Genomic DNA, 19597 nt, shown 5'->3' on the forward strand with positions numbered 1-19597 from the left:
AGACTCAACGAATCTCAAAGTCCTTATCGTAATTGGGCATGTCCTGCTCATTCCACATATCACGCGCTTCCATGGCGTGGAACCACCTCGGCTCGGTATGCGTGCGGCTCCATTGCTCGACTTTCGACACCATGGACTCCAACAATTCTGGATATTGGCCGCTCAGATCATGCTTCTCGGAGATATCCTTTGTAATATCATACAGTCGCCACGGGCGATTGCCCTCGCGCACAATCTTCCACTGATCCTGGCGTGCACCGACATCCGTAAAGCTACTACGGTGACGCATGGCAAAAATCATACCACCCTCGCGCGGATTGGTGCCTTCGATGATCGCTGGCATGACATTTAAACCATCCAGTTCCTTATGCTCAGGAATGGTGGCTTCACCGAGCGCGGCAAAGGTCGGATAAAAATCGAGCGCGGAGACGGGATAGTCGAAGTTCACACCGGCACGCACATGCTTCGGCCAGTGCATAAACATCGGCACGCGGAAGCCACCTTCAGTCGTGGTGCCCTTCTCGCCGCTCAATGGCGTATTCGTGGCGCCAGCTTTGAGCTTACCGCCATTATCGCTAAGAAAGATCACTAAGGTGTTCTCGAATTCGCCATTGTCTCTCAACGCCTCGGCGACTTGCCCCACGCCACGGTCGACGGCAGCCATCATACCTGCGAATTGGCGGCGTTTCTTGTCCTTGATATTCGCATACTGCTCCATGTCCTCAGCTTTGGCTTCTAATGGCGTATGTGGTGCATTGTAAGCGAGATACAGGAAGAACGGCTGATCCTTTTTCGATGCTTCGTTAATAAAGCGCACCGCTTCACGCGAAAGCCCATCGGTCAAGTATTCCGTTTCATTCACCTCTTTACCGTTGTGCTCTAGCGGCACTAGGTAGTCGTTGATATACTTTTGACCTGCATCCTTTTGCCTCTGATAGGCCGCTCGATACTGGTCGGGGAAGAAGTTATGCCCGCCTCCAAGGAACCCGTAAAAGTCATCAAACCCACGATTGTTTGGATGATATTGAGGCTCAATTCCCAAGTGCCACTTCCCGATCGCACCAGTATAGTAACCAGCATCTTGCAATACCGTTGCAATGGTCGTCTCACTCTCCGGTAGTCCCAGTTTATTATATTCCTCGATGCCATGCCCACTATTGGGTAAATTAAAGGGCGCACCATATTCATGCGGGTAGCGCCCTGAAATGAGCCCCATACGGCTCGGCCCACAGAACGGATGCACCACATACGCTGACCCAAAGATCGTGCCATCACTGGCAAGTCGATCCATCTGTGGAGTCTGAATATCTGGAGATCCATTGAATCCCACGTCTGAATAACCCAAGTCATCACATAAGATGAGGACAATATTAGGCCGCTCAGATGCAACTAAGGATGCACTGAGAACAAGGGATGAGACTGCGAGGAGTTTGGTAAGCATTTTGGGTATCACACAAGAAACGAGACGTTAGCGAACAACGCGACCGGATGCAGAGCCTCCCATGAGGGCTTCGACCTCGGAGCGTGTTGAAAAGTTAAAGTCACCCTTGATGGAGTGCTTCAGGCACGATGCGGCCACCGCATACTTCACCGCAGTTTGAGGCTCGCTCAACTCAGGAGTGGTCAGTGCAAAGATCAGGCCACCGGCAAAGGAATCGCCACCACCGACACGGTCGACGATGTTCTTGATCTCGTAGGACTGATAGTTGCCATCTGCATCCAACGGAGCAAACGCAGCTTTATCGGACGCCGCATCAAAGAGCATCGCGCCCCAATTGTTATGCGTTGCGGAATAGCTCTCGCGCAAAGTGATCGCCACCTTACTGATATTCGGGAACTGCTGCACGACCTGACGTGCGACATCAGGATAGCGTGACGTATCGAGCGCACCGGAATGCACATCTGTATCACCGGCACGAATACCGAGCACATCGTGACAGTCTTCCTCGTTGGCAATGACCACGTCCACAAATGGAAGGATCTTACGCATGGTCTCTTGAGCCAACTCACGGGCAGTCTTACTGCTATCCCAGTCCCACAGCTTGCCGCGGAAGTTCAAATCGATCGACACTTGTGCACCAGCTGCTTTGGCTTTTTGTGCCGCAACCAATGTCGCTGCTGCAGCATTGGCGGACAATGCGGGAGTGATGCCACTCAAGTGCAACCAGCTCGCGCCGTCAAAAATAGACTCCCAATCATACTGCTCGGCAGGTGTGATCGCGATCGCCGAATCGGCACGATCATACACCACATTGCTCGGGCGTTGATTTGCACCGGTCTCCAGGAAGTAGAGTCCTAGACGGCCCTTGTCTGTGCGTAGAATATACTGCGCATCGATGCCGACAGCACGAACCGAGTCCATGGTCGCTTCAGCCAAGCTATGCTTTGGCAGCGCAGTGACATAGCGTGCCTTGCCTCCAAAGTTGCAGATCGATGCAGCCACGCTGGCCTCAGCGCCTGCGTAGGTCACATCAAACGTGCGCGTTTGACGTAAACGAAGATTCTCTGGTGCCGCGATGCGACCCATGATTTCACCAAAAGTAACGACGATATTGCTCATAATAGTATCCTTATTTCAATGCGTCTGTGACGCTTTTTGCACGGGCAGTGATTCCAGCCCAATCTTCTTGATCTACGAGATCTTGTTGCACGATCCACGACCCACCGATGCAAGGGACATTGTCCTCTTTCAGATAGTCGTGCATGTTCTCGGCATTCAAACCACCTAATGGGAAATATTGAATACCGAGGTGCTTATAGGGAGTGCTGATACTTTTGAGATACTTGATCCCCCCAGCGGCCTCCGCAGGAAAAAACTTAACAAAACGGCAGCCCAACTCGATCGATATTTCGAGCTCTGATGGCGTTGCAATGCCAGGGCCAAACGGCAAGCCAGCCTCGATCGCCGCACGAATCACACGTGGATTCATGCCTGGAGCCACGCCGAAGTGGCCGCCTGCGGCTTTCACCGCATGTGCTTGTTCGGGCGTCAGAATCGTGCCGACTCCGAGTAAGACCTCAGGCACTGCCGCGCTGATCGCCTTCACGGCCTCAAGCCCGGCGTCGGTGCGTAGCGTCAGTTCGATGACGTCAATCCCGCCTGCCAGCAACGCTTTCGCAAGCGGCACGGCATGATCGACGTTTTCGATTGAAAAGCCTGCGACGACTTTTGAGTCGGCAAGGCGTTTAAGTATTTCGTCTGGAAACATAATATTTTTGATTGGGTTAGTCTCCAATTAAAACGGACACACGCTTCAGAGTGAGATACTCCTGTAGGCTATAACGTGAGCAATCTTTGCCGACGCCGCTCTGCTTCAGTCCACCGTGTGGTAGTTGAATCGAATAGTGTGGCTCGTTCACACACACGCTACCGGCTTTAATATCGCGCGCCGCAGTGAGCGCTTTCTTCAGATCTTTGGTGAACACGTATGCGGCCAGGCCGAACTCCGTGTCATTCGCCAACGCGATCTCGTCGTCCGCATCCGAGAATGAGAGGATCGGCAGCACCGGCCCGAAAATCTCTTCACACGACAGACGCATCTTGCGTTTCACATTGCTCAAGATCGTCGGCTCCATGAAATAACCCGGCCCATCGACCGCAGTGCCACCGCAGACGATTTCAGCGCCGTCGGCCTTCGCAGATTCAACGAGACCGAGCACGCGTTGGCGCTCTTTGTCTGTGATCAGCGGCCCCATCGTGACATCGGCCGCACGCTTCTTCGCGAATGCGACAAACTCGTCATGAACCGATTCATGCACAAAGCAACGGTTCGGCGACACACAGACTTGACCAGTATTTGCAAATTTCAGGTCGACGATTTTGTTCGCCGCAGCTTCGACATCGGAGTCTGGATAAACCAGAACCGGACCGTTGCCACCGAGCTCGACGGAGAAATGTTTCACACTCGTGCACGAGGCATTCATCACTTCAAGCCCACCACGAGTCGAACCGATCATGGTCACCAACTCTGGCACATCACTCTCAAGCAACACGTTTGTCACCGAGTGATCGGCAGCAGTAATCATGTTAATCACACCGTCAGGGATACCTGCATCCTTCGCCAAGTATGCCACTTCGTAAGACGCCAGCGGTGTGAACGAAGACGGCTTAATGATCACACTACAACCGGCAGCCAAGGCAGGTCCGATCTTGTAGCCGACATTCAACAGCGGGAAGTTCCAAGCGAGGAAACCGACAACTACTCCTAATGGCTGACGCTGCACATAGTGCAAAAAGCGGCCATCTGGGTCATGCAGCACGGGTTGATCGAGGCGCTCATACTCTTCGAGGAAGAAACGCAAACACGTCGGCAACATGTCAAAATCATATTCAGCAATCTCGCGGGTCTTACCAGTCTCCGCCATGAGCAAAGTCACGATACGCTCACGGTTCGCGTCGAGCAGCTCCGCGTAGCGAAGAATAATCGTCTTACGCTCTGCTGGCGTCATTTTGGACCATACTTGAAAGCCGGATTGCGCAGCATCCAAGCTGTCTTGAATCAGCGCTTCGTTGATAGCAGGCACCATACCGAGCACTTCCTCGGTGGATGGATTGATCACATCGATAGTTGTCTCAGTCGTGACTGACTGACCATTGATGAGCATTGGATATAGTTGAGTAGACATAAAATTATTTCTCTGTTTGTTGAACACAGTATTGTTTAAGAGCTTCGCGATCCGGCTCGACACCGAGTCCAGGCGCAGTCGGAACAGTTGCGACCCCGTCTTTGATCTCAAGCGCCACCGCATACATCTCATCACGCATCGGATTCGGCGTGCGATCCACTTCCAGTAGTGGCTCAGCAGACTCTGCACGCCCTGGCTCGTAGTAATTCGTCGCCAAGAAGTGAGTGGCCGTAGCAAGGTTGAGCATCGTTCCCCAAGCATGTGCTACCAGGTTGACACCATGCGAAGATGCGATTGCTCGAATCTTCAGCGCTTCAGTTGGCCCGCCGCAATACGCGAGGTCAGGCTGAGCGATTTGCACACCGCCGGCGCTGAGTAGGTCTTGAAAGCCCCAACGGGTTTGTTCGCACTCGCCCGTTGCAATCGGCACATCCAGCTTATCAGAAAGTTGACGGAATAGACCACGATGCTGCGGGGAGAGCGGCTCTTCGAACCATGCATAGTTGCACTCGTCTAACACACGCCCCACTTCAATTGCTTCCGGTAAATCGTAAGCATGATTCGAGTCGGCCATCAGGCGCGTATCCGGAAAGGCTTTACGCATCTCACGCACTAGCAACTTGTCGAACTCGATGTTTTTACCGACTTTGATCTTCAGCGCCTTAAAGCCCTGTGCGATGTAGCCCTTCGCCTCCTCGAGGATTCCCGCTAGCAATTCAGGCTCCGGCACTTTTTTGAAATACATCCCAGTCGCATAGCAGGCGACTTCATCGCGCAATCGACCGCCCATCAGCTCGGAAGCCGAAACGCCGAGCAATTTGCCCTTCAAGTCCAACATCGCCATATCAATACCTGACATCGCGCCCATCATGATGCCCTTGCGCGCAAAATCCAGAGAGGCACGCCAGCAATGCTGCCAGGCAGCTTCGTTTTGTAGCGGGTTCCAGCCGATCAACAACGGCGCATAAAAGGAATTAATCGCAGACTGCGTAACCTCAGCTGGGCCATAGCATTCGCCCCAGCCAACCGCACCAGAATCGTCAATTACTTCGACCAGAAGTCCGTGCCTGCAGTCGTAGTGCCACTGCGAGAAGCCGAATGATTCTTCCAGCTTATGCTGTAAGCGGTAAGTTCGGATGGATTTTATCATTATAAAAAAAGTAAATCAATGTGCTGCATTGCATGGAGCATGCAACGTCCCCGACAGCGCGCCGAGTGGCATAACTATGCCAGATACGCGCCCATCCGAGAATGGCGAATACTCCAATAAACATGACCATTCTTGCTCTCTGAACCGATCGATGGTCAACATCACCCATATTAAATACACAAATCACTATATGCAGGTGCCATGATATATGATAAATTCCCCGAACTCCCCTCCTCCATCACGCCTCCTTGAACTGGACTAAACTAACATCTGCCCTACTGAGCGCTCCTCTGCGATCCCATGTGCTCATCTCACTGGTTTCGAAGGAAGGCTCCAGCTACCTACAACCTGGAGCGCGTATGCTCGTGCGCGAAGATGGCAAGCATTGGGGCAATATCAGCGCGGGCTGCCTGGAAGAAAAAGTCACAGATCTGGCGCTGCACTGTTTGCGCACGGGAAAGAGCCAATTAGTCACCATCGACACGCGTCCACACTACGGCTGTTTTGGCAAAATCACATTATTGATAGAGGTCTTCACCAATGCCACTGAAATGGCAGAATTATTTCAACAAATATCCGAGCGTCTTGCCCGCCGTGCCACCTTCAACATCGAGACCGACTACTCGGATTTAACACGATCACCACTCACCCGCATCAGCGAAGCTACCACCTCGGGCAACAGCCTGATCGAGACCGTGCATCCCGTCGAACGGCTACTGATCTTCGGCAATTGGCCTGACGGTCAAGCCCTCGCCGCCATGGCGCGCATTCTACAGTGGGAAGTCTCCATTTTCGATGCGAACGCTCCGCACTTTTCCATCGAAGACACGCTGAGCGAACAACGCATCGACTCAAAAACTGCTGCAATGGTCATGACACACAGCCTCGCAAGTGACACGCGCTGCCTAAAGACCGTCCTCTCTCTGAACTTCGGATACATCGGAGTGATCGGCTCACGCAAAAGAGGCCAAACGCTCGCCGAGTCGATTGCCGACATCGGAGCTTACCATTTAATCGAAGCGCTCGATCAAATCCACTGCCCATCCGGCCTAAATATCGGCGGCAGCGGCCCCGAAGCCATTGCCCTTTCCGTATTAGCTGAAATCCAAGCCACCTTCTCAGCCCGCGACGGCTCCGCCCTGAAGCACCGCTCCATCCCGATCCACTGCACATGCTAAATCAGAGCACACAGATCGGTGCGGTTATCTTAGCCGCAGGCTCATCCAGTCGCCTCGGCACACCGAAGCAATTGGTCACACACAACGGAACAAACCTACTCGAACAGACGATCCAAGCAGTGCGCTCCGCAAGCAACGGCCCAATTCTAATCGTCACAGGGGCGCACGCCGAGCGCATCGAAGCAACGCTATCCTCCCTCACCCAGAAAAATATACGAATCCATCGCAACACTAATTGGGAATCCGGAATGGGTAACAGTCTCGCTCACGGAGTCTCCGCTCTACTGGAAAACGCCCCGCACTTATCCGCGATCCTAGTGTCCGTTTGCGATCAACTACATATCAACGCCATACACATAGACACCCTGATCGATCGATCCACACAACAGCCGGATGGCATTGTGGCATCCAAATACGGCGACACGATTGGGCCGCCCGTTCTATTTCCCAAAACATACTTCACAGACCTCAAGAACTGCTCTGGCAATAAAGGCGCTAAGGCCATCCTATCCCACAACCTCAACGCCGTCGTCACGGTCGATTTCCCCAACGGAGAAGTGGATATCGATACACCGGACGACCTCAAATTACTCCCCTCTTAACCCTATCTATCCATGGATCTCGAATTAAACATCAACGGCACAGTGCATGCACTCGAAAATGCCGACCCAAACATGCCACTCCTATGGGCATTACGCGACACACTAGGACTAACCGGGACGAAGTATGGCTGCGGCATCGCTCAGTGCGGCGCCTGCACCGTGCACTTAAACGGCGCACCCATTCGCGCCTGCTCACTCCCCTTGGCCGCAGCGGCCGGTGGTGAAATCACAACGATCGAGGGACTGTCCGAAGATGGCAGTCACCCGGTGCAACAAGCATGGATCGAAGAAGACGTGCCACAATGCGGCTATTGCCAAGCGGGGCAAATCATGTCGGCCGTCGCGCTCCTGCAGCAGAACCCGAACCCCAACTACAACGACATCGATCAATTCATGGCAGGTAACCTCTGCCGTTGCGGCACCTACCCACGCATCCGCAAAGCCATTCAATCCGCAGCCCAGAAACTCGCCCAATGAAAACGATACTATGCTCCCGTCGTGACTTTCTCAAAGCCACTGGCCTGTCCGCCGCTGGCCTCGTCTTAGGTTTTAGAGCCGCGCAAGCCGCCTCACCAGCAGACTCAGAATTCAAGCCCAATGCTTACATCGTCATCAGCGAAGCAAGCGGCGTGCTCCTCTACATTCCCATTCCGGAAATCGGTCAAAACATCCGCACCACGTTTGCCATGGTGTTAGCCGACGAGCTCGGTGCCGACCTCAACAGCGTCACACTCAAACAAGCACCACCACAGGCTGACATCGGCCATCAAAATGCCGGAGGCAGCAACAGTGTCCGTCGCCAATACCAGCCCCTGCGCGAAGCCGCAGCCATCGGCCGTGAAATGCTCATTGCTGCTGCCGCCAAAGAATGGGGCGCACAGCCAAAGGATTGCCGGGTCGATGCCAGCATCGTGTATGGCCCGAGCGATGTATCCATGCCATTCACGCAAGCCGCGAAACTCGCAATCGGACAACCCGTGCCGACGAGCGCACCGCTCAAGCCAGCCAGCGAATTTAAATACATTGGCCAAGCCACCCGTTGCCTCGACACGACAGATATCGTCACCGGTAAAATGACCTTTGGTATCGATGCCTATCCAAAAGACCTTGCCTACGCCGTGCTACTGCGCAGCCCTGTGCACCAAGGACAGCTCAAGAGCTTCGACGCCAGCGCCGCGAAGGCCATGCCTTCAGTTAAAGACATTTTTCAAGTTGGCAATGCCGTCGCAGTCATCGCCACCAACACTTGGGCAGCCATGAATGCCTCACGCGTCGTCTCCGTAAAATGGGACGAAGGTGAAAACGCTACGCTCAATACTGAAACACTCGACCAGCAACGTATTGATGCCGTCACGTCCGGTAACGAAATCACTTTCAAAAAAGGCAATTTCGACAACGCCTATTCCAACGCCGCCATCCAACTGGAATCGGAGTTCTACATCCCCACCATCGCGCATGCCACATTGGAGCCACCCAATTGCACCGCATGGTTCCATAACGGCCGCGTCGAAATATGGGGCAGCTGCCAAATGTTGGGGCGCCTACACAAACAGTTACCACGCATAACGGGGCTGCCACACGAAAAAATCACTTACCATCAGTTACGCATCGGCGGAGGATTTGGCCGAAAGCTTGAGATCGATTATGTCGAAGAAGGCATCGCGATTGCCAAGCAAGTCGACTATCCCGTTAAAATGATCTTCACCCGTGAAGACGACATACGACATGATCGCTACCGAGCGCCCGACCAATACAAGTTCCGCATTGGTCTAAACCAGTCAGGGTTCCCCGAAGCAATTGAAGAAGCCAACGTGCTTAAGCCCAAAAAACGCGCCAGCGAACTCGCTCGATTCTTCGACACCATTGCAATGAAGCACACCACAGTGCCAAGCGGATTACCCAGCGGCTGGCTACGAGCCCCAGGGCACAATGTGACCAGCTTTGCCGAACAGAGCATGATCGATATCATGGCAGAAAAATCAGGCATCGACCCGATCGACTACCAACTCGCGCTACACGGCGACGCCGAAACCGTGCGCAAACTGGGCTGGAAAAACGCGCCCGCAAACATTCCTGAAATCTGCGAACTACTTAAAATCGTTAAGCAGCGCTCCAACTGGAAAGGCGACTCAAACTACGGCTATGGCCTCTCCACCTTTACTGGCTACGGCAGTTACAGCGCAGTCGTCGCACTGGTATCCAAGAGCGGCGGCTCCCGACCGGTCGAACGTGTCTATGCTGCAGTCAATTGCGGCACCGTTATCAATCCACTCGGCGCACACGCTCAAGTCGAGGGCGGTATCATCGATGCACTCGGTGCAACGCTCTATCAAAACATCACGCTTAAAAAAGGCCGCGTCGTGCAAAGCAATTATCACGACTTCAAACTCTTACGCATGGCAGAACACCCCGAAGTCGATGTGCATTTCGTAGAGAGTGATGCGAAACCACAAGGGTTGGGTGAAGTCTCCTACCCCGCAATGCCAGCGGCAACAACCAACGCACTCTATGCTGCGACCGGTAAACGGATCACAAAACTGCCACTACGAAGTTAGCCACGCGCACAGTCAAATAAGCGAATAGCAAGAATAGTCATGTTTATTGGACTATTCACCGTTCTAATCTAAATGCGGATATGAGATAGTCATCTATCTCCCCGATTCATTAGTATACGCAGACTCCAGACGCGCTAACACTTAGCCGTTCAGCTTACCAATGGAATGATCATCCCATTGGAACATTCAGCAATACGACACGCACCACCTCTACACCTACCTTAGAATTCCTCTCCCAATGGGCTCAGTGGCAACATTACCTATATTTTATACGTAAATGACTATATCTTAAAAGCTCTAGATATAGTAAGTTCACGGTCAAGCTACCGACGCTCCCCTCAACACATTGCCTCAAACCAGCGACTATCGCGTAACATCTTGCACTGCAAAGACAGCAAGAACTCATCTATTTTATGAAAACTAAACTCCTACTTGGGATCGCACTCGGGATCACCGCAGCGACGTTCCCATTAAACGCACAGACAGACCTCGAATCCACCCGCGACGTGCTGGACCAATGGGTTCAAACTCGTCAAATCACTTCCAAAGAGAAGAGCGACTGGCGCTTGGAACAAGCGATTCTGACTGACACACAGAAACTCCTAAGCAGTGAGCTGACTCGCCTAGACACCTCACTCGAAGAACTCAATAGCTCTGCCACTGCAGCCGATGAAGATCGCGCCGAACTCACGGCAACCAAAGAAGCGATCGCCGAAGCCTCAGCCGTCGTCGAAGGCAGCATCATAGATCTAGAGACGCAGATTAAAGCGATCGTGAAAACGATGCCAGCGCCGCTAGTTGATAAGATCAAGCCACTGATTCGTCGCCTGCCAGAAGACTCCAACGATACCACGCTCTCCCTCGGCGAGCGCGTGCAAAACATCGTCGGTATCCTCAGCCAAGCGGATAAGTTTAACACCACCATCACTCAAACCAGTGAATCACGCGAACTGGACAGCGGCAAAGTCGTCGAAGTGCGCACACTCTACTGGGGCCTCGCGATGGCCTACTACGTCGATGCCGCAGGCGAATATGCTGGTATTGGCTTCCCTGGAAAAGATGGCTGGGAATGGCCTCAAATCGACGGCGCAGGCCCGCAAACCAAGAAACTCTTAGATGTCTATGAAGGCAGCGAAGAGATTCAGTTTGTCGAAGTCCCCGCCCGCATCAACTAAGCCCTTTATTACGCGATATCATGCAAGCACTTTCTAAAACGCTCCTCGCCCTCACCGTGGCTACCCTTGCGCTGCCATTTGGCGCACAGGCACAAACCTTTGACGCTGCTGGCGGCAAAGCCAAGGCCGACCTCGATGCGGCCCTGGCCGAACTCACTCAAGTGCGCGAATCCATCGCCGCTGAGAAGATTCCACTCATCAGCGACGTTTCGAAACTCGAAGATCAAGTCAGTCAAAAGAGCGACGAACTCAATCGCCTACGCCGCCTACGCGACAATAGCGACCTCGGCCTCAACCGCCTGCGCGACCAAGTCGAAGCCCTGCAATCTCAAAATGAATACGCTGGCAGTCTGCTCGACGAATTCGTGCGCTCCTTTGAGACGCGCATTGATTACAGCGAGACTCAACTCTATGCAGACACCGCCGAAGAAGCACGGCTCGCACTTGACGATCCCAACATGAGCACCACTGAGCGCTTCCAAAAGCAGATCACAGTGATCGGTGTCGCGATCGATCGCCTGCAAGAACTCGTCGGTGGTTACACCTTCGAAGGTGAAGCCCTCGCCCCCTCTGGCGAGATTGAAACCGGCACCTTCGCAGTCTTCGGCCCGAGCGTTTATTTTGCATCGAATCAATCAGAACTGTCCGGCGTAACCTACAATAAGCTCAACGCCGCGGTCTCTGCCATCGCCGTGCCCGCCAATGCACTCGGCATCCGTCCATTCATCGAGACCGGCGAAGCCAGCATCCCAACCGACCCGACACTCGGCAAAGCGCTCAAGATCCAAGAAGGCAACGATAGCATTGCAGAGCACCTCGCAAAAGGTGGCAGTGTTGGTGCCGTCATCATCGGCCTTGGCTGCGTCTGCTTATTACTCGGTCTGGTCAAATTCTTCGAAGTCACCAGCTTCAAAACACCGAAGCCCGAAAACGTTCAACAAGTCCTTTCGCATGTTACTAGTGGTGATCTTGACGCAGCACAAAAAGCAGCATCCAGCATCTCTGGCGCAGGCGGCGTGCTACTGAGCACTGGCGTCGAATATGCCGACGAAAAGCGCGGCACACTTGAAGAAATCCTTTACGAAAAGATCCTCGCGGCACGTCCAAAGCTCGAACGCTTCCTTCCCTTCATCGCGCTCACTGCAGCAGCCGCACCACTCCTCGGACTGCTCGGCACCGTCACTGGTATGATCAAAACCTTCAACTTGATCACCATCTTCGGCACCGGCGACGCAAAGAGTCTTTCATCCGGTATTTCCGAAGCACTCGTCACCACCGAGCTTGGCCTGATTGTTGCGATCCCCGCACTAATCCTACACGGCTTACTCGCACGCATGGCGCGCCAAAAGATCGGCGACCTAGAGCAAACCGCTGTCGGCTTCATCAATGGCGTCGTCGCTTCCAAGCACGAAGACAAGTAAGCCCCAACCTCATCCATAGATGTTTGAAAAAATCATAGGCATTTGGCTAAGCGGCGGCTGGGTAATGATCCCACTCGCTCTCCTAGCCGTGCTCATTTACTCCAGCGGCATCCAGTTGCTACTCTTCTTACGTAAGGGTAACATACAGCTCGGCCATGAAAGTGAATGGATGAGCTGGATCTACGATCCCTCCAAAGCCACAGGCCGCGCCGGCGAGATCATTCGCTACACGCAGGAAAACATCTCCGAGTCTAAGCACGTGCGTAACCGCTTCGAAGAAGTGCGTCAAAGTATGCTGCACGACATCGAGCGACGTATGATCTTTCTGAATACACTCGTCGCAGCCGCCCCACTCATGGGGCTACTCGGCACCGTCATCGGCATGCTCGGCACCTTTGCCGCCATCTCCAGTGGCGGCGGTGCAGAAACCGCAGCCATGGTCGCAGCAGGGATCTCCGAAGCACTCATCACCACACAAACCGGCCTATTTATCGCACTACCAGGCATCTTCCTAGTCTTAGTCGTGCGCCGCCGTAAACACGCCATCGAAGCCGCACTCGCACGCATCGAAGCACTCAGCCTCACGAAGCTTTCGTTGAAAAGCTGAAATACGGAAAATTTGAAACATGGAAACGTGGGAATACGTAAACTTTGAAATCCGGAAACACGGAAAATCTGAAACGCAGCTTCCCCACTTTCACTCCCCTCACTTTCACTCTCACTCCCTTCACTTTCACTCCTTTCACTAAATCATGCGCCGCAACCTAGCATCCGAAGACAGAGACGACGTCGAGATCAACCTCTCGCCCATGATCGACATGGTGTTCATCCTCCTCATTTTCTTCATCGTCACCACCGTGTTCGTCGAAGAGACAGGCGTCGAGGTCAACAAGCCCGAAGCCTCTGCAGCCATCCAGCTGGAGAAAAACAGCATCTTGATCGCCGTCACCGCCAATAACAAAGTCATCTATGGCGGACGCGATATCGGCGTCAGTGGCGTCGCGCCCATCGTCAAACGACTCACCTCGCAAGAAGACATCCCCGTCATCATCCAAGCCGACCAAGGTGCCAGCCACGGTGTCTTCGCCCGCGTCTATGGCGAAGCCAAACTCGCCGGAGCCAAATCCATCAACTTCTCAACGAAGCGATAGCTTCGCTTACAGTTTCAGATTTTCAAACTTTCAGCATCTCAGCTTTTCAATAAATGTCATCGGTTTATAAATCTCCTAAAGGAAAAGGCACCCGCACCATCGGGGTGTTGCTCGGCCTCGGCGTCAGTGCGCTCATCTTCCTAGCGATCCCGCTGACGCAGATCTTTACCGAATACGAAAAGACTCCTTCCGACATCGAATCAATTGAACTGGCAACACCGCCACCACCACCGCCAGAGGACGAACCTCCACCACCGCCAGAGCCCGAAGAGGAAGAGCCACCTCCTGAACTCGACACGCCACCGCCACCGGTCAGCTTAGAACAGCTCGACATGGCACTCGAACCCGGCACCGGAGACTCCCTCAGCGGTGACTTCGCGCTCCCGACCGTCGATCTCAAACAAAACCTCGGCAGTCTCGACATTTTTGACCTTAGCGACGTGGAAAAGAAGCCACATCCCAAGAAACAAAGCGCACCTAAATACCCAATGGACGCCACACGCCGCGGACTCAGTGGCTACGCCATCGCAGTCTTTATCGTCGATCAAAACGGCAACGTCATCGACGTTGACATCCCGAAATCAAGTGACCCCATTTTTGATAAGCCGACCATCGAAGCGATTCGCACGTGGAAATTCAGTCCCGGTGAAAAAGACGGCAAAACCGTTAAAACACGTATCAAAATCCGCATCCCTTACGAAATCGAATAAGCCGCACGCACCACGCGACACCCACACACACTTTTTGCCATGAACAAACTCCTGCAACTCCTCCTCGGCCTGACCGTCTCGCTCAGCACGCTCAGCGCACAATCCGATCCCACAAAAAACATGTGGAACGACCCGGCCTTCGTGAATTCCTTCACTGGCAGCTACGGCATACTTTCCGAATACGAGCCACCCATTTCCAACGATGAAAAGCTCGTCCTGCGCGCCGTCATGGACGCGATCAAGTCCAACCCGCGCGCAGCTATCCAGCAACTCGAGCCGCAGATTAAAGCAAAGACCAGCGCCGCCTTCGACTTCATCCTCGCCAACCTTTACTTCCAAGAGGGCGACCTAAGGAACGCTGAAAAAAACTACAACAAAGCGATCCGTAAATTCCCGAACTTCCGTCGCGCCTATAAGAACCTTGGCCTCGTGCAAGTGCAGGCTGGCAAATATAAGGTCGCCGTCAAAACCATCTCCAAATCCATGGAACTGGGCGATGTCGATGGCCGCTCCTACGGACTCCTCGGCTACGGCTACCTCACGCAAGAGCTCTACTACCCAGCAGAGACCGCGTATCGTCAGGCCATCCTAATGAATCCCGAAACACTCGACTGGAAGCTCGGCCTCGCCCGCTGCCTGATGGAAACACAGCGCTACGAAGACGCCATTGCCCTCTTCGACACACTCATCAAAACACAGCCCAACCGCCCAGACTTTTGGCTCCTCCAAGGCAATGCCTACATCGGCAACGACAACCCAATGGCAGCCGCACGTAATATCGAAATCGTCCGCCGCATGGGTAAGGCGCAGCTCGCCACCCTCACCCTACTCGGTGATATTTACATCAATAACGATGCTCCCGCACTTGCACTCGATGCCTATCTCGCCGCACTCCAACTCGCCGGCAATAAAGATACACACTCACTCATACGCGCCGCCAAAATCCTCACCCGCAGCGGCAACTACGACGAAGGTAAGGTGATGATCGCACAGACACGCCAGCAACTCGGCACTCAGATTAAAGATGCCGACGACCTCGCACTGCTCATTCTCGAAGCCAGGATTGCACGCGCCGAGGACGACAACGAGACCGCCATCACAGCACTCGATCAAATCATCAAGCGCGACGCCCTCAACGGCGAAGCCATCATCGACCTCGGCCGCATCTACGCCGCCCAAGGCGAACTCGCCAAAGCAATCAACCGCTTCGAGCAGGCCGAAAAGATCGCTGAATTTGAGCGCAAAGCACTCATCGCCCACGCACAAGCACTCGTCGCCAACACAGACTATCAAGCAGCACTACCACTGCTACGCCGCGCCCTCTACATGGAGCCCGACGAAAACATCGAAGACTACCTCAAACGCGTCGAACGCGCTGCCCGCAACAAAGCGTAGGGCGCGTTGCTTGGAGACTGTCTCACAAATAGAGCTATAAGGATTATCGACGTCATAATCGTAATCTTACTCATAATCTTAATCCTCTGGACTGATTTGTAAGGTCTTCAATCAGAACGCTTCGATTATGATTACGATGAAGAGTAAGATTAAGAGAGTAGCAGCCACGCCAGCAATTTTCGGCTCAAAAGATACGTAGAATAATCGGCCTGCTCAATATTCACAGCGACTTCCGATTCAAATAAAGGCAGTTTAAAGGCACTGCTATCAAAGGAGAACCAGCCCCATTCGCACAAAAAAAGCCCTCACTCGTTATGAATAAGGGCTTTAAAAGATGGAGGCGCGGGTCGGAATCGAACCGACGATAGAGGATTTGCAGTCCTCGGCCTTACCACTTGGCGACCGCGCCTTCTCAAAAATTGATGTGGGGAAAAAGACGCAGGAAGCCGACAAGATCAAGTGTATTCTGCACATAAAATGATTTTATCGATTTGGTTTGTCTACGAGTGATATTTTTTAATTCTCAGAAGCCTCCATATTCCCCCACATCAAAAGAATCATGCCCCTCACTCAGCGAAGACGCTCCATCACCTCATACGACTCGAAACGTAGCGCGCCATCAAAGTTCATACCGAACCTGACCCAACTCCAAGAGGCGCTTACAGACCTACCCGACCCTGAGCTGTGGGCTGAAAATACATGCTCGTGCTCCATACTCGTCGAGAAGAAGCAGAAGTTCATCGAATTCACGCGCAAGCGTATCAATCGCGGCAGCTCCCGCCCCTATCGCTGGATTTACGAAGGTAAAATCCTGATCCGCAAGCGCGACGCCTAGAACGGGTGGCACATCCAATCCTCCGCCCCCTCGATACCGAGCGTCGTGCGTAAGCGCCAGGCGATCACCAACGCGGCAATGAAAGCCACACTGCGCTGAATACGTAGTAGCCACTTCGAACTCACACGCTGGTTGAGGCGCATGAATTGGCTCTGCGCCAACCAGAGCAGCGGCAACGTGCCTAGGCCAAACCCGATCGCGAACTCCGCCCCTTTTAATGCCGAGCCTGAAAACAAGGCTAGGCCGAAGATCATATAGAGCGGGCCGCAGGGCAGCAGCGGACTGGCAAAACCGATCATCGCAGCTGCCACTGGCTTCGAAAGCTTAAAGAAGCGAGCTGTGCAGCGCCGGTAGATGCTCCCGAGCCACTTCGGCTTTGGCAAAAATCGATCCAGCCTAAATGCCACGATCACAAAAAACACCACGAGTATCCAAGGCAGGTAGTTTAGCCACGAGTCCTCGACCGAGCGAATCACGACACTTCCAAAGGCACCAGCCAGAGCACCCACCAACCCGTAGGCAAACAACTTTGCCAAATGGTAACAGGTCAACACCAACTGTGGACTGGCATCCTCGGCGCGCGTAGGCGTGAAGGCACACGAAAGTGGGCCGCACATCGCTACGCAGTGCACACTCGTAATCAACCCGGCCACCATCGCAGTGGCGCCATTATAAACTGTCTGGTAATCAAACACGTATCTATCGATTCAAGACAACGACGCGCGCAGCAAAAAGTAAAGCACTAGCGAGCAGTCGGCTCTGATGCTTCGTTGTAGAGCACTGTATATAGCACACCGAGTAAATTCTTTCGAGTCACCCGTTCTTTATCTTCGCGAGTATTATTAATGCCCTTCGCGACCCATGCCTCCGGACCAGCTCGACGTATCAATTGGTGTAGCACACGAACACCCTCCTTAGTCGTATAACCAACCGTCATCCCGGCCTCTAGGTCATCAAATTCAATTGGCCGCACGATGATGATCGTATTCTTCGTTAACACCGGCTCCATCGAAACGCCACTGGTGCGCGCCATATAGGCACCACTGTCGCGAAACTTAACCATCTGCCCGAGCTTGAACGCTTCATCATAGTCCAGAGGCGCAAAGGTGGCGTTACTCTGCGAGGTGGAACTGCAACCGACGAAGCAACAGCCAGCAAATAGTGCCGCAAGTAGTAGAAGCGTTTTCAACATCACACTTACACTCCTAATATACGGGCTTAAAGCAAGCCACTTCAAGTGTTCTTACGGCTTATATATACAGAGTTTATATGACAAATTTCGCCAAGTGCGAATGAGTTGTAAAAACCACAAGAAACTAGCGCATAGCCCACATTGCCAGCAACTTGCGCGGCCTCTACGTGATATTACGTATATAATCTACGTAGTCTACATGCCACATAATAGCAGATCTAACCCACGAGAATACACGGATCACGCGATACCCTGTTAAGCCCTCAGAAGGTATACTATTGGCATGAAAACAACCACTCTACTCGCAATCATCACCCTCAGCCTTACAGCGGTCTTTTCAGCCAATGCTGCACCGAAGTCTTCCGCTCCATTTGCAAAAGCACTTCAAGACGCTGAGATGATTGCCTCCCTCAACCCAGAGTGGAGTGTGCAGCGCACAACAGGAGATTCCATGGGTGACTTTTACGGCGACAACTCGCTGATCCTCGTTCAAGCAGCCAGCATCAAAGACATCCGCGTCGGCATGATGGTTGTTTACCGCTCACCAGAAGGCGAACTCATCGCCCACAAAGTAGCTGCACACAACGGCAACTCGCTCACAACAACCGGAGTCTCCAATTGGAGCGTTGACCCCTTCCCTGTCACAAACGACATGATTGTCGGCACCGTATTCAGCGTATTTCACACATCAGGTGCTCCAAGTGGCCAAGTGCTCGCTTCGAATGGCCAACCACTCCCAACTGCACTCTGCAAAACATTTTAATTAAACACTTTCGGATGGATCATTATTCGTTGTTTTCATCTGTCCGATAAAAAAGAGCCTCTTCCACACTTGCGGGAGAGGCTTTTTCTTTTGAATATTTAATATCACCATGCCAGAACTACTCATTAATCCAAGCGAGTCCCCTAAACACGACTCTTCTCAAGATATTTATATGAAAAAAGTCATCGTCATCGAAGACCAAACCATCCTGCGAGATCTAATCTGCCAACTAGTAGAAAGTTACACAGGAATGGAAGTGATTGCCCAAGCTGGCTGTGGAGCTGACGGCTATGAACTATGCATCGAGCACAAGCCCGACCTGGTCATCCTCGACATCATGCTGCCCAACTTATCCGGCAGTGAAGTGCTCCGTCGCCTCAAAGCAAAGAACCCAAAAATCAACATCCTGATCTTCTCCGCAGCGGCCTCCAACAGCATGGTCAATCGCCTACTCAAGGCAGGCGTTACCGGATACATCGAAAAAGATGCAGGCCTCGCAGAACTCGAAAAAGCAATTTCCCTCGTCTCCGAAGGACGCTCTTACTTTAGTCCTCGCATCGTTGATGCCATGCGTGAGCTAATGATCAACGGCGGCCAAGACGACTCCCTGGATTCGCTCACCTCAAGAGAGCGCGAGATCGTGCAACTCATCGCAGAAAGCTACAGCAACAAGGAAATCGCCGCAAAGCTTGGTATGAGCGTTCGCACCGCCGACACCCATCGCACCAACATCATGAAGAAGCTGGATCTACACGATGTAGCCGCTCTGACCCGCTGGGCGATCGCCAACAAACTGGTTAACCCCATCGGCGGAGACATGAGCACTGCCGAGGTCTAATCACCG

The 19597-nt window shown here is 53.0% G+C and carries 20 protein-coding genes and 1 tRNA gene; 13 read left to right on the top strand and 8 right to left on the bottom strand.

The window, feature by feature from the left end; translation table 11 throughout:
• Positions 1–4 precede the first annotated feature (4 nt).
• The 5 genes from GZZ87_RS16165 to GZZ87_RS16185 are packed head-to-tail and all read right to left on the bottom strand — an operon-like array spanning position 5 to position 5776.
• Complete coding sequence (locus GZZ87_RS16165) at positions 5–1441, bottom strand: sulfatase-like hydrolase/transferase (RefSeq protein WP_162024609.1); 1437 nt, start codon at positions 1439–1441, stop codon at positions 5–7.
• A gap of 27 nt (positions 1442–1468) precedes the next feature.
• A complete protein-coding gene (locus GZZ87_RS16170) occupies positions 1469–2560 on the bottom strand; it encodes a sugar kinase (protein WP_162024610.1) in 1092 nt (363 codons plus the stop codon).
• 10 nt (positions 2561–2570) lie between these two features.
• Positions 2571–3209, bottom strand: a complete 639-nt coding sequence (eda, locus tag GZZ87_RS16175) for a bifunctional 4-hydroxy-2-oxoglutarate aldolase/2-dehydro-3-deoxy-phosphogluconate aldolase (RefSeq protein WP_178106547.1) — start codon at positions 3207–3209, stop codon at positions 2571–2573.
• A 16-nt stretch (positions 3210–3225) separates the two neighbouring features.
• Entirely contained in the window at positions 3226–4626 is a 1401-nt protein-coding gene (locus GZZ87_RS16180) for an aldehyde dehydrogenase family protein (RefSeq protein ID WP_162024611.1), read from the bottom strand.
• 4 nt (positions 4627–4630) lie between these two features.
• Positions 4631–5776: a mandelate racemase/muconate lactonizing enzyme family protein gene (locus GZZ87_RS16185; RefSeq protein WP_244648101.1), complete on the bottom strand. Its 1146-nt coding sequence runs from the start codon at positions 5774–5776 to the stop codon at positions 4631–4633.
• Positions 5777–6024: 248 nt separating this feature from the next.
• Here GZZ87_RS16185 and GZZ87_RS16190 point away from each other — a divergent pair, with 248 nt between their 5' ends.
• From GZZ87_RS16190 to GZZ87_RS16235, 10 genes are all read left to right on the top strand, one after another.
• Complete coding sequence (locus tag GZZ87_RS16190; protein ID WP_162024612.1) at positions 6025–6954, top strand: XdhC family protein; 930 nt, start codon at positions 6025–6027, stop codon at positions 6952–6954.
• The gene (locus GZZ87_RS16195) at positions 6948–7556 is read left to right on the top strand and encodes a nucleotidyltransferase family protein (protein ID WP_162024613.1); all 609 of its coding nucleotides are present in this window, start codon (positions 6948–6950) and stop codon (positions 7554–7556) included. Before GZZ87_RS16190 ends, GZZ87_RS16195 begins: the two co-directional genes overlap by 7 nt.
• A gap of 12 nt (positions 7557–7568) precedes the next feature.
• Positions 7569–8033: a (2Fe-2S)-binding protein gene (locus GZZ87_RS16200; protein WP_162024614.1), complete on the top strand. Its 465-nt coding sequence runs from the start codon at positions 7569–7571 to the stop codon at positions 8031–8033.
• Positions 8030–10111: a molybdopterin cofactor-binding domain-containing protein gene (locus tag GZZ87_RS16205; RefSeq protein WP_162024615.1), complete on the top strand. Its 2082-nt coding sequence runs from the start codon at positions 8030–8032 to the stop codon at positions 10109–10111. The genes GZZ87_RS16200 and GZZ87_RS16205 overlap by 4 nt, the downstream gene beginning before the upstream one ends.
• 413 nt (positions 10112–10524) lie before the next feature.
• The gene (locus GZZ87_RS16210) at positions 10525–11286 is read left to right on the top strand and encodes a DUF3450 family protein (protein WP_162071469.1); all 762 of its coding nucleotides are present in this window, start codon (positions 10525–10527) and stop codon (positions 11284–11286) included.
• Between the two features lie 20 nt (positions 11287–11306).
• Positions 11307–12707 carry a MotA/TolQ/ExbB proton channel family protein gene (locus GZZ87_RS16215; protein WP_162071470.1) on the top strand — a complete coding sequence of 467 codons (1401 nt, stop codon included), beginning with the start codon at positions 11307–11309 and terminating at the stop codon, positions 12705–12707.
• Positions 12708–12726: 19 nt separating this feature from the next.
• Positions 12727–13314, top strand: coding sequence for a MotA/TolQ/ExbB proton channel family protein (locus GZZ87_RS16220; RefSeq protein ID WP_162030927.1), 588 nt, complete (start codon positions 12727–12729; stop codon positions 13312–13314).
• A gap of 145 nt (positions 13315–13459) precedes the next feature.
• Positions 13460–13858, top strand: a complete 399-nt coding sequence (locus tag GZZ87_RS16225) for a biopolymer transporter ExbD (protein WP_162030928.1) — start codon at positions 13460–13462, stop codon at positions 13856–13858.
• A 53-nt stretch (positions 13859–13911) separates the two neighbouring features.
• A complete protein-coding gene (locus GZZ87_RS16230; RefSeq protein WP_162028275.1) occupies positions 13912–14568 on the top strand; it encodes an energy transducer TonB in 657 nt (218 codons plus the stop codon).
• A 39-nt stretch (positions 14569–14607) separates the two neighbouring features.
• A complete protein-coding gene (locus tag GZZ87_RS16235; RefSeq protein WP_162071472.1) occupies positions 14608–15963 on the top strand; it encodes a tetratricopeptide repeat protein in 1356 nt (451 codons plus the stop codon).
• Positions 15964–16298: 335 nt separating this feature from the next.
• Here the strand turns inward: GZZ87_RS16235 and GZZ87_RS16240 are convergent.
• Positions 16299–16372: transfer RNA gene (locus GZZ87_RS16240), tRNA-Cys, on the bottom strand.
• A gap of 150 nt (positions 16373–16522) precedes the next feature.
• Between GZZ87_RS16240 and GZZ87_RS16245 the strand changes: the two genes are divergently transcribed.
• On the top strand, positions 16523–16798 hold the full coding sequence (locus GZZ87_RS16245) for a hypothetical protein (RefSeq protein WP_162025509.1): 276 nt from the start codon (positions 16523–16525) through the stop codon (positions 16796–16798).
• Here the strand turns inward: GZZ87_RS16245 and GZZ87_RS16250 are convergent.
• Both GZZ87_RS16250 and GZZ87_RS16255 read right to left on the bottom strand, forming a co-directional pair.
• Positions 16795–17493, bottom strand: coding sequence for a sulfite exporter TauE/SafE family protein (locus tag GZZ87_RS16250; protein ID WP_162025508.1), 699 nt, complete (start codon positions 17491–17493; stop codon positions 16795–16797). The genes GZZ87_RS16245 and GZZ87_RS16250 overlap by 4 nt on opposite strands.
• Before the next feature lie 47 nt (positions 17494–17540).
• Positions 17541–17990, bottom strand: coding sequence for a S24/S26 family peptidase (locus GZZ87_RS16255; protein WP_162025507.1), 450 nt, complete (start codon positions 17988–17990; stop codon positions 17541–17543).
• Between the two features lie 283 nt (positions 17991–18273).
• On the opposite strand from GZZ87_RS16255, the gene GZZ87_RS16260 reads away from it, so the two are divergent.
• A complete protein-coding gene (locus GZZ87_RS16260; RefSeq protein WP_162025506.1) occupies positions 18274–18753 on the top strand; it encodes a S24/S26 family peptidase in 480 nt (159 codons plus the stop codon).
• A gap of 172 nt (positions 18754–18925) precedes the next feature.
• Positions 18926–19591 (top strand): response regulator transcription factor, encoded by a 666-nt coding sequence (locus tag GZZ87_RS16265; RefSeq protein ID WP_162025519.1) that lies wholly within the window; start codon positions 18926–18928, stop codon positions 19589–19591.
• Positions 19592–19597: the final 6 nt, after the last annotated feature.

The organism is Lentimonas sp. CC4 (assembly GCF_902728235.1).
Classification (GTDB): domain Bacteria; phylum Verrucomicrobiota; class Verrucomicrobiia; order Opitutales; family Coraliomargaritaceae; genus Lentimonas.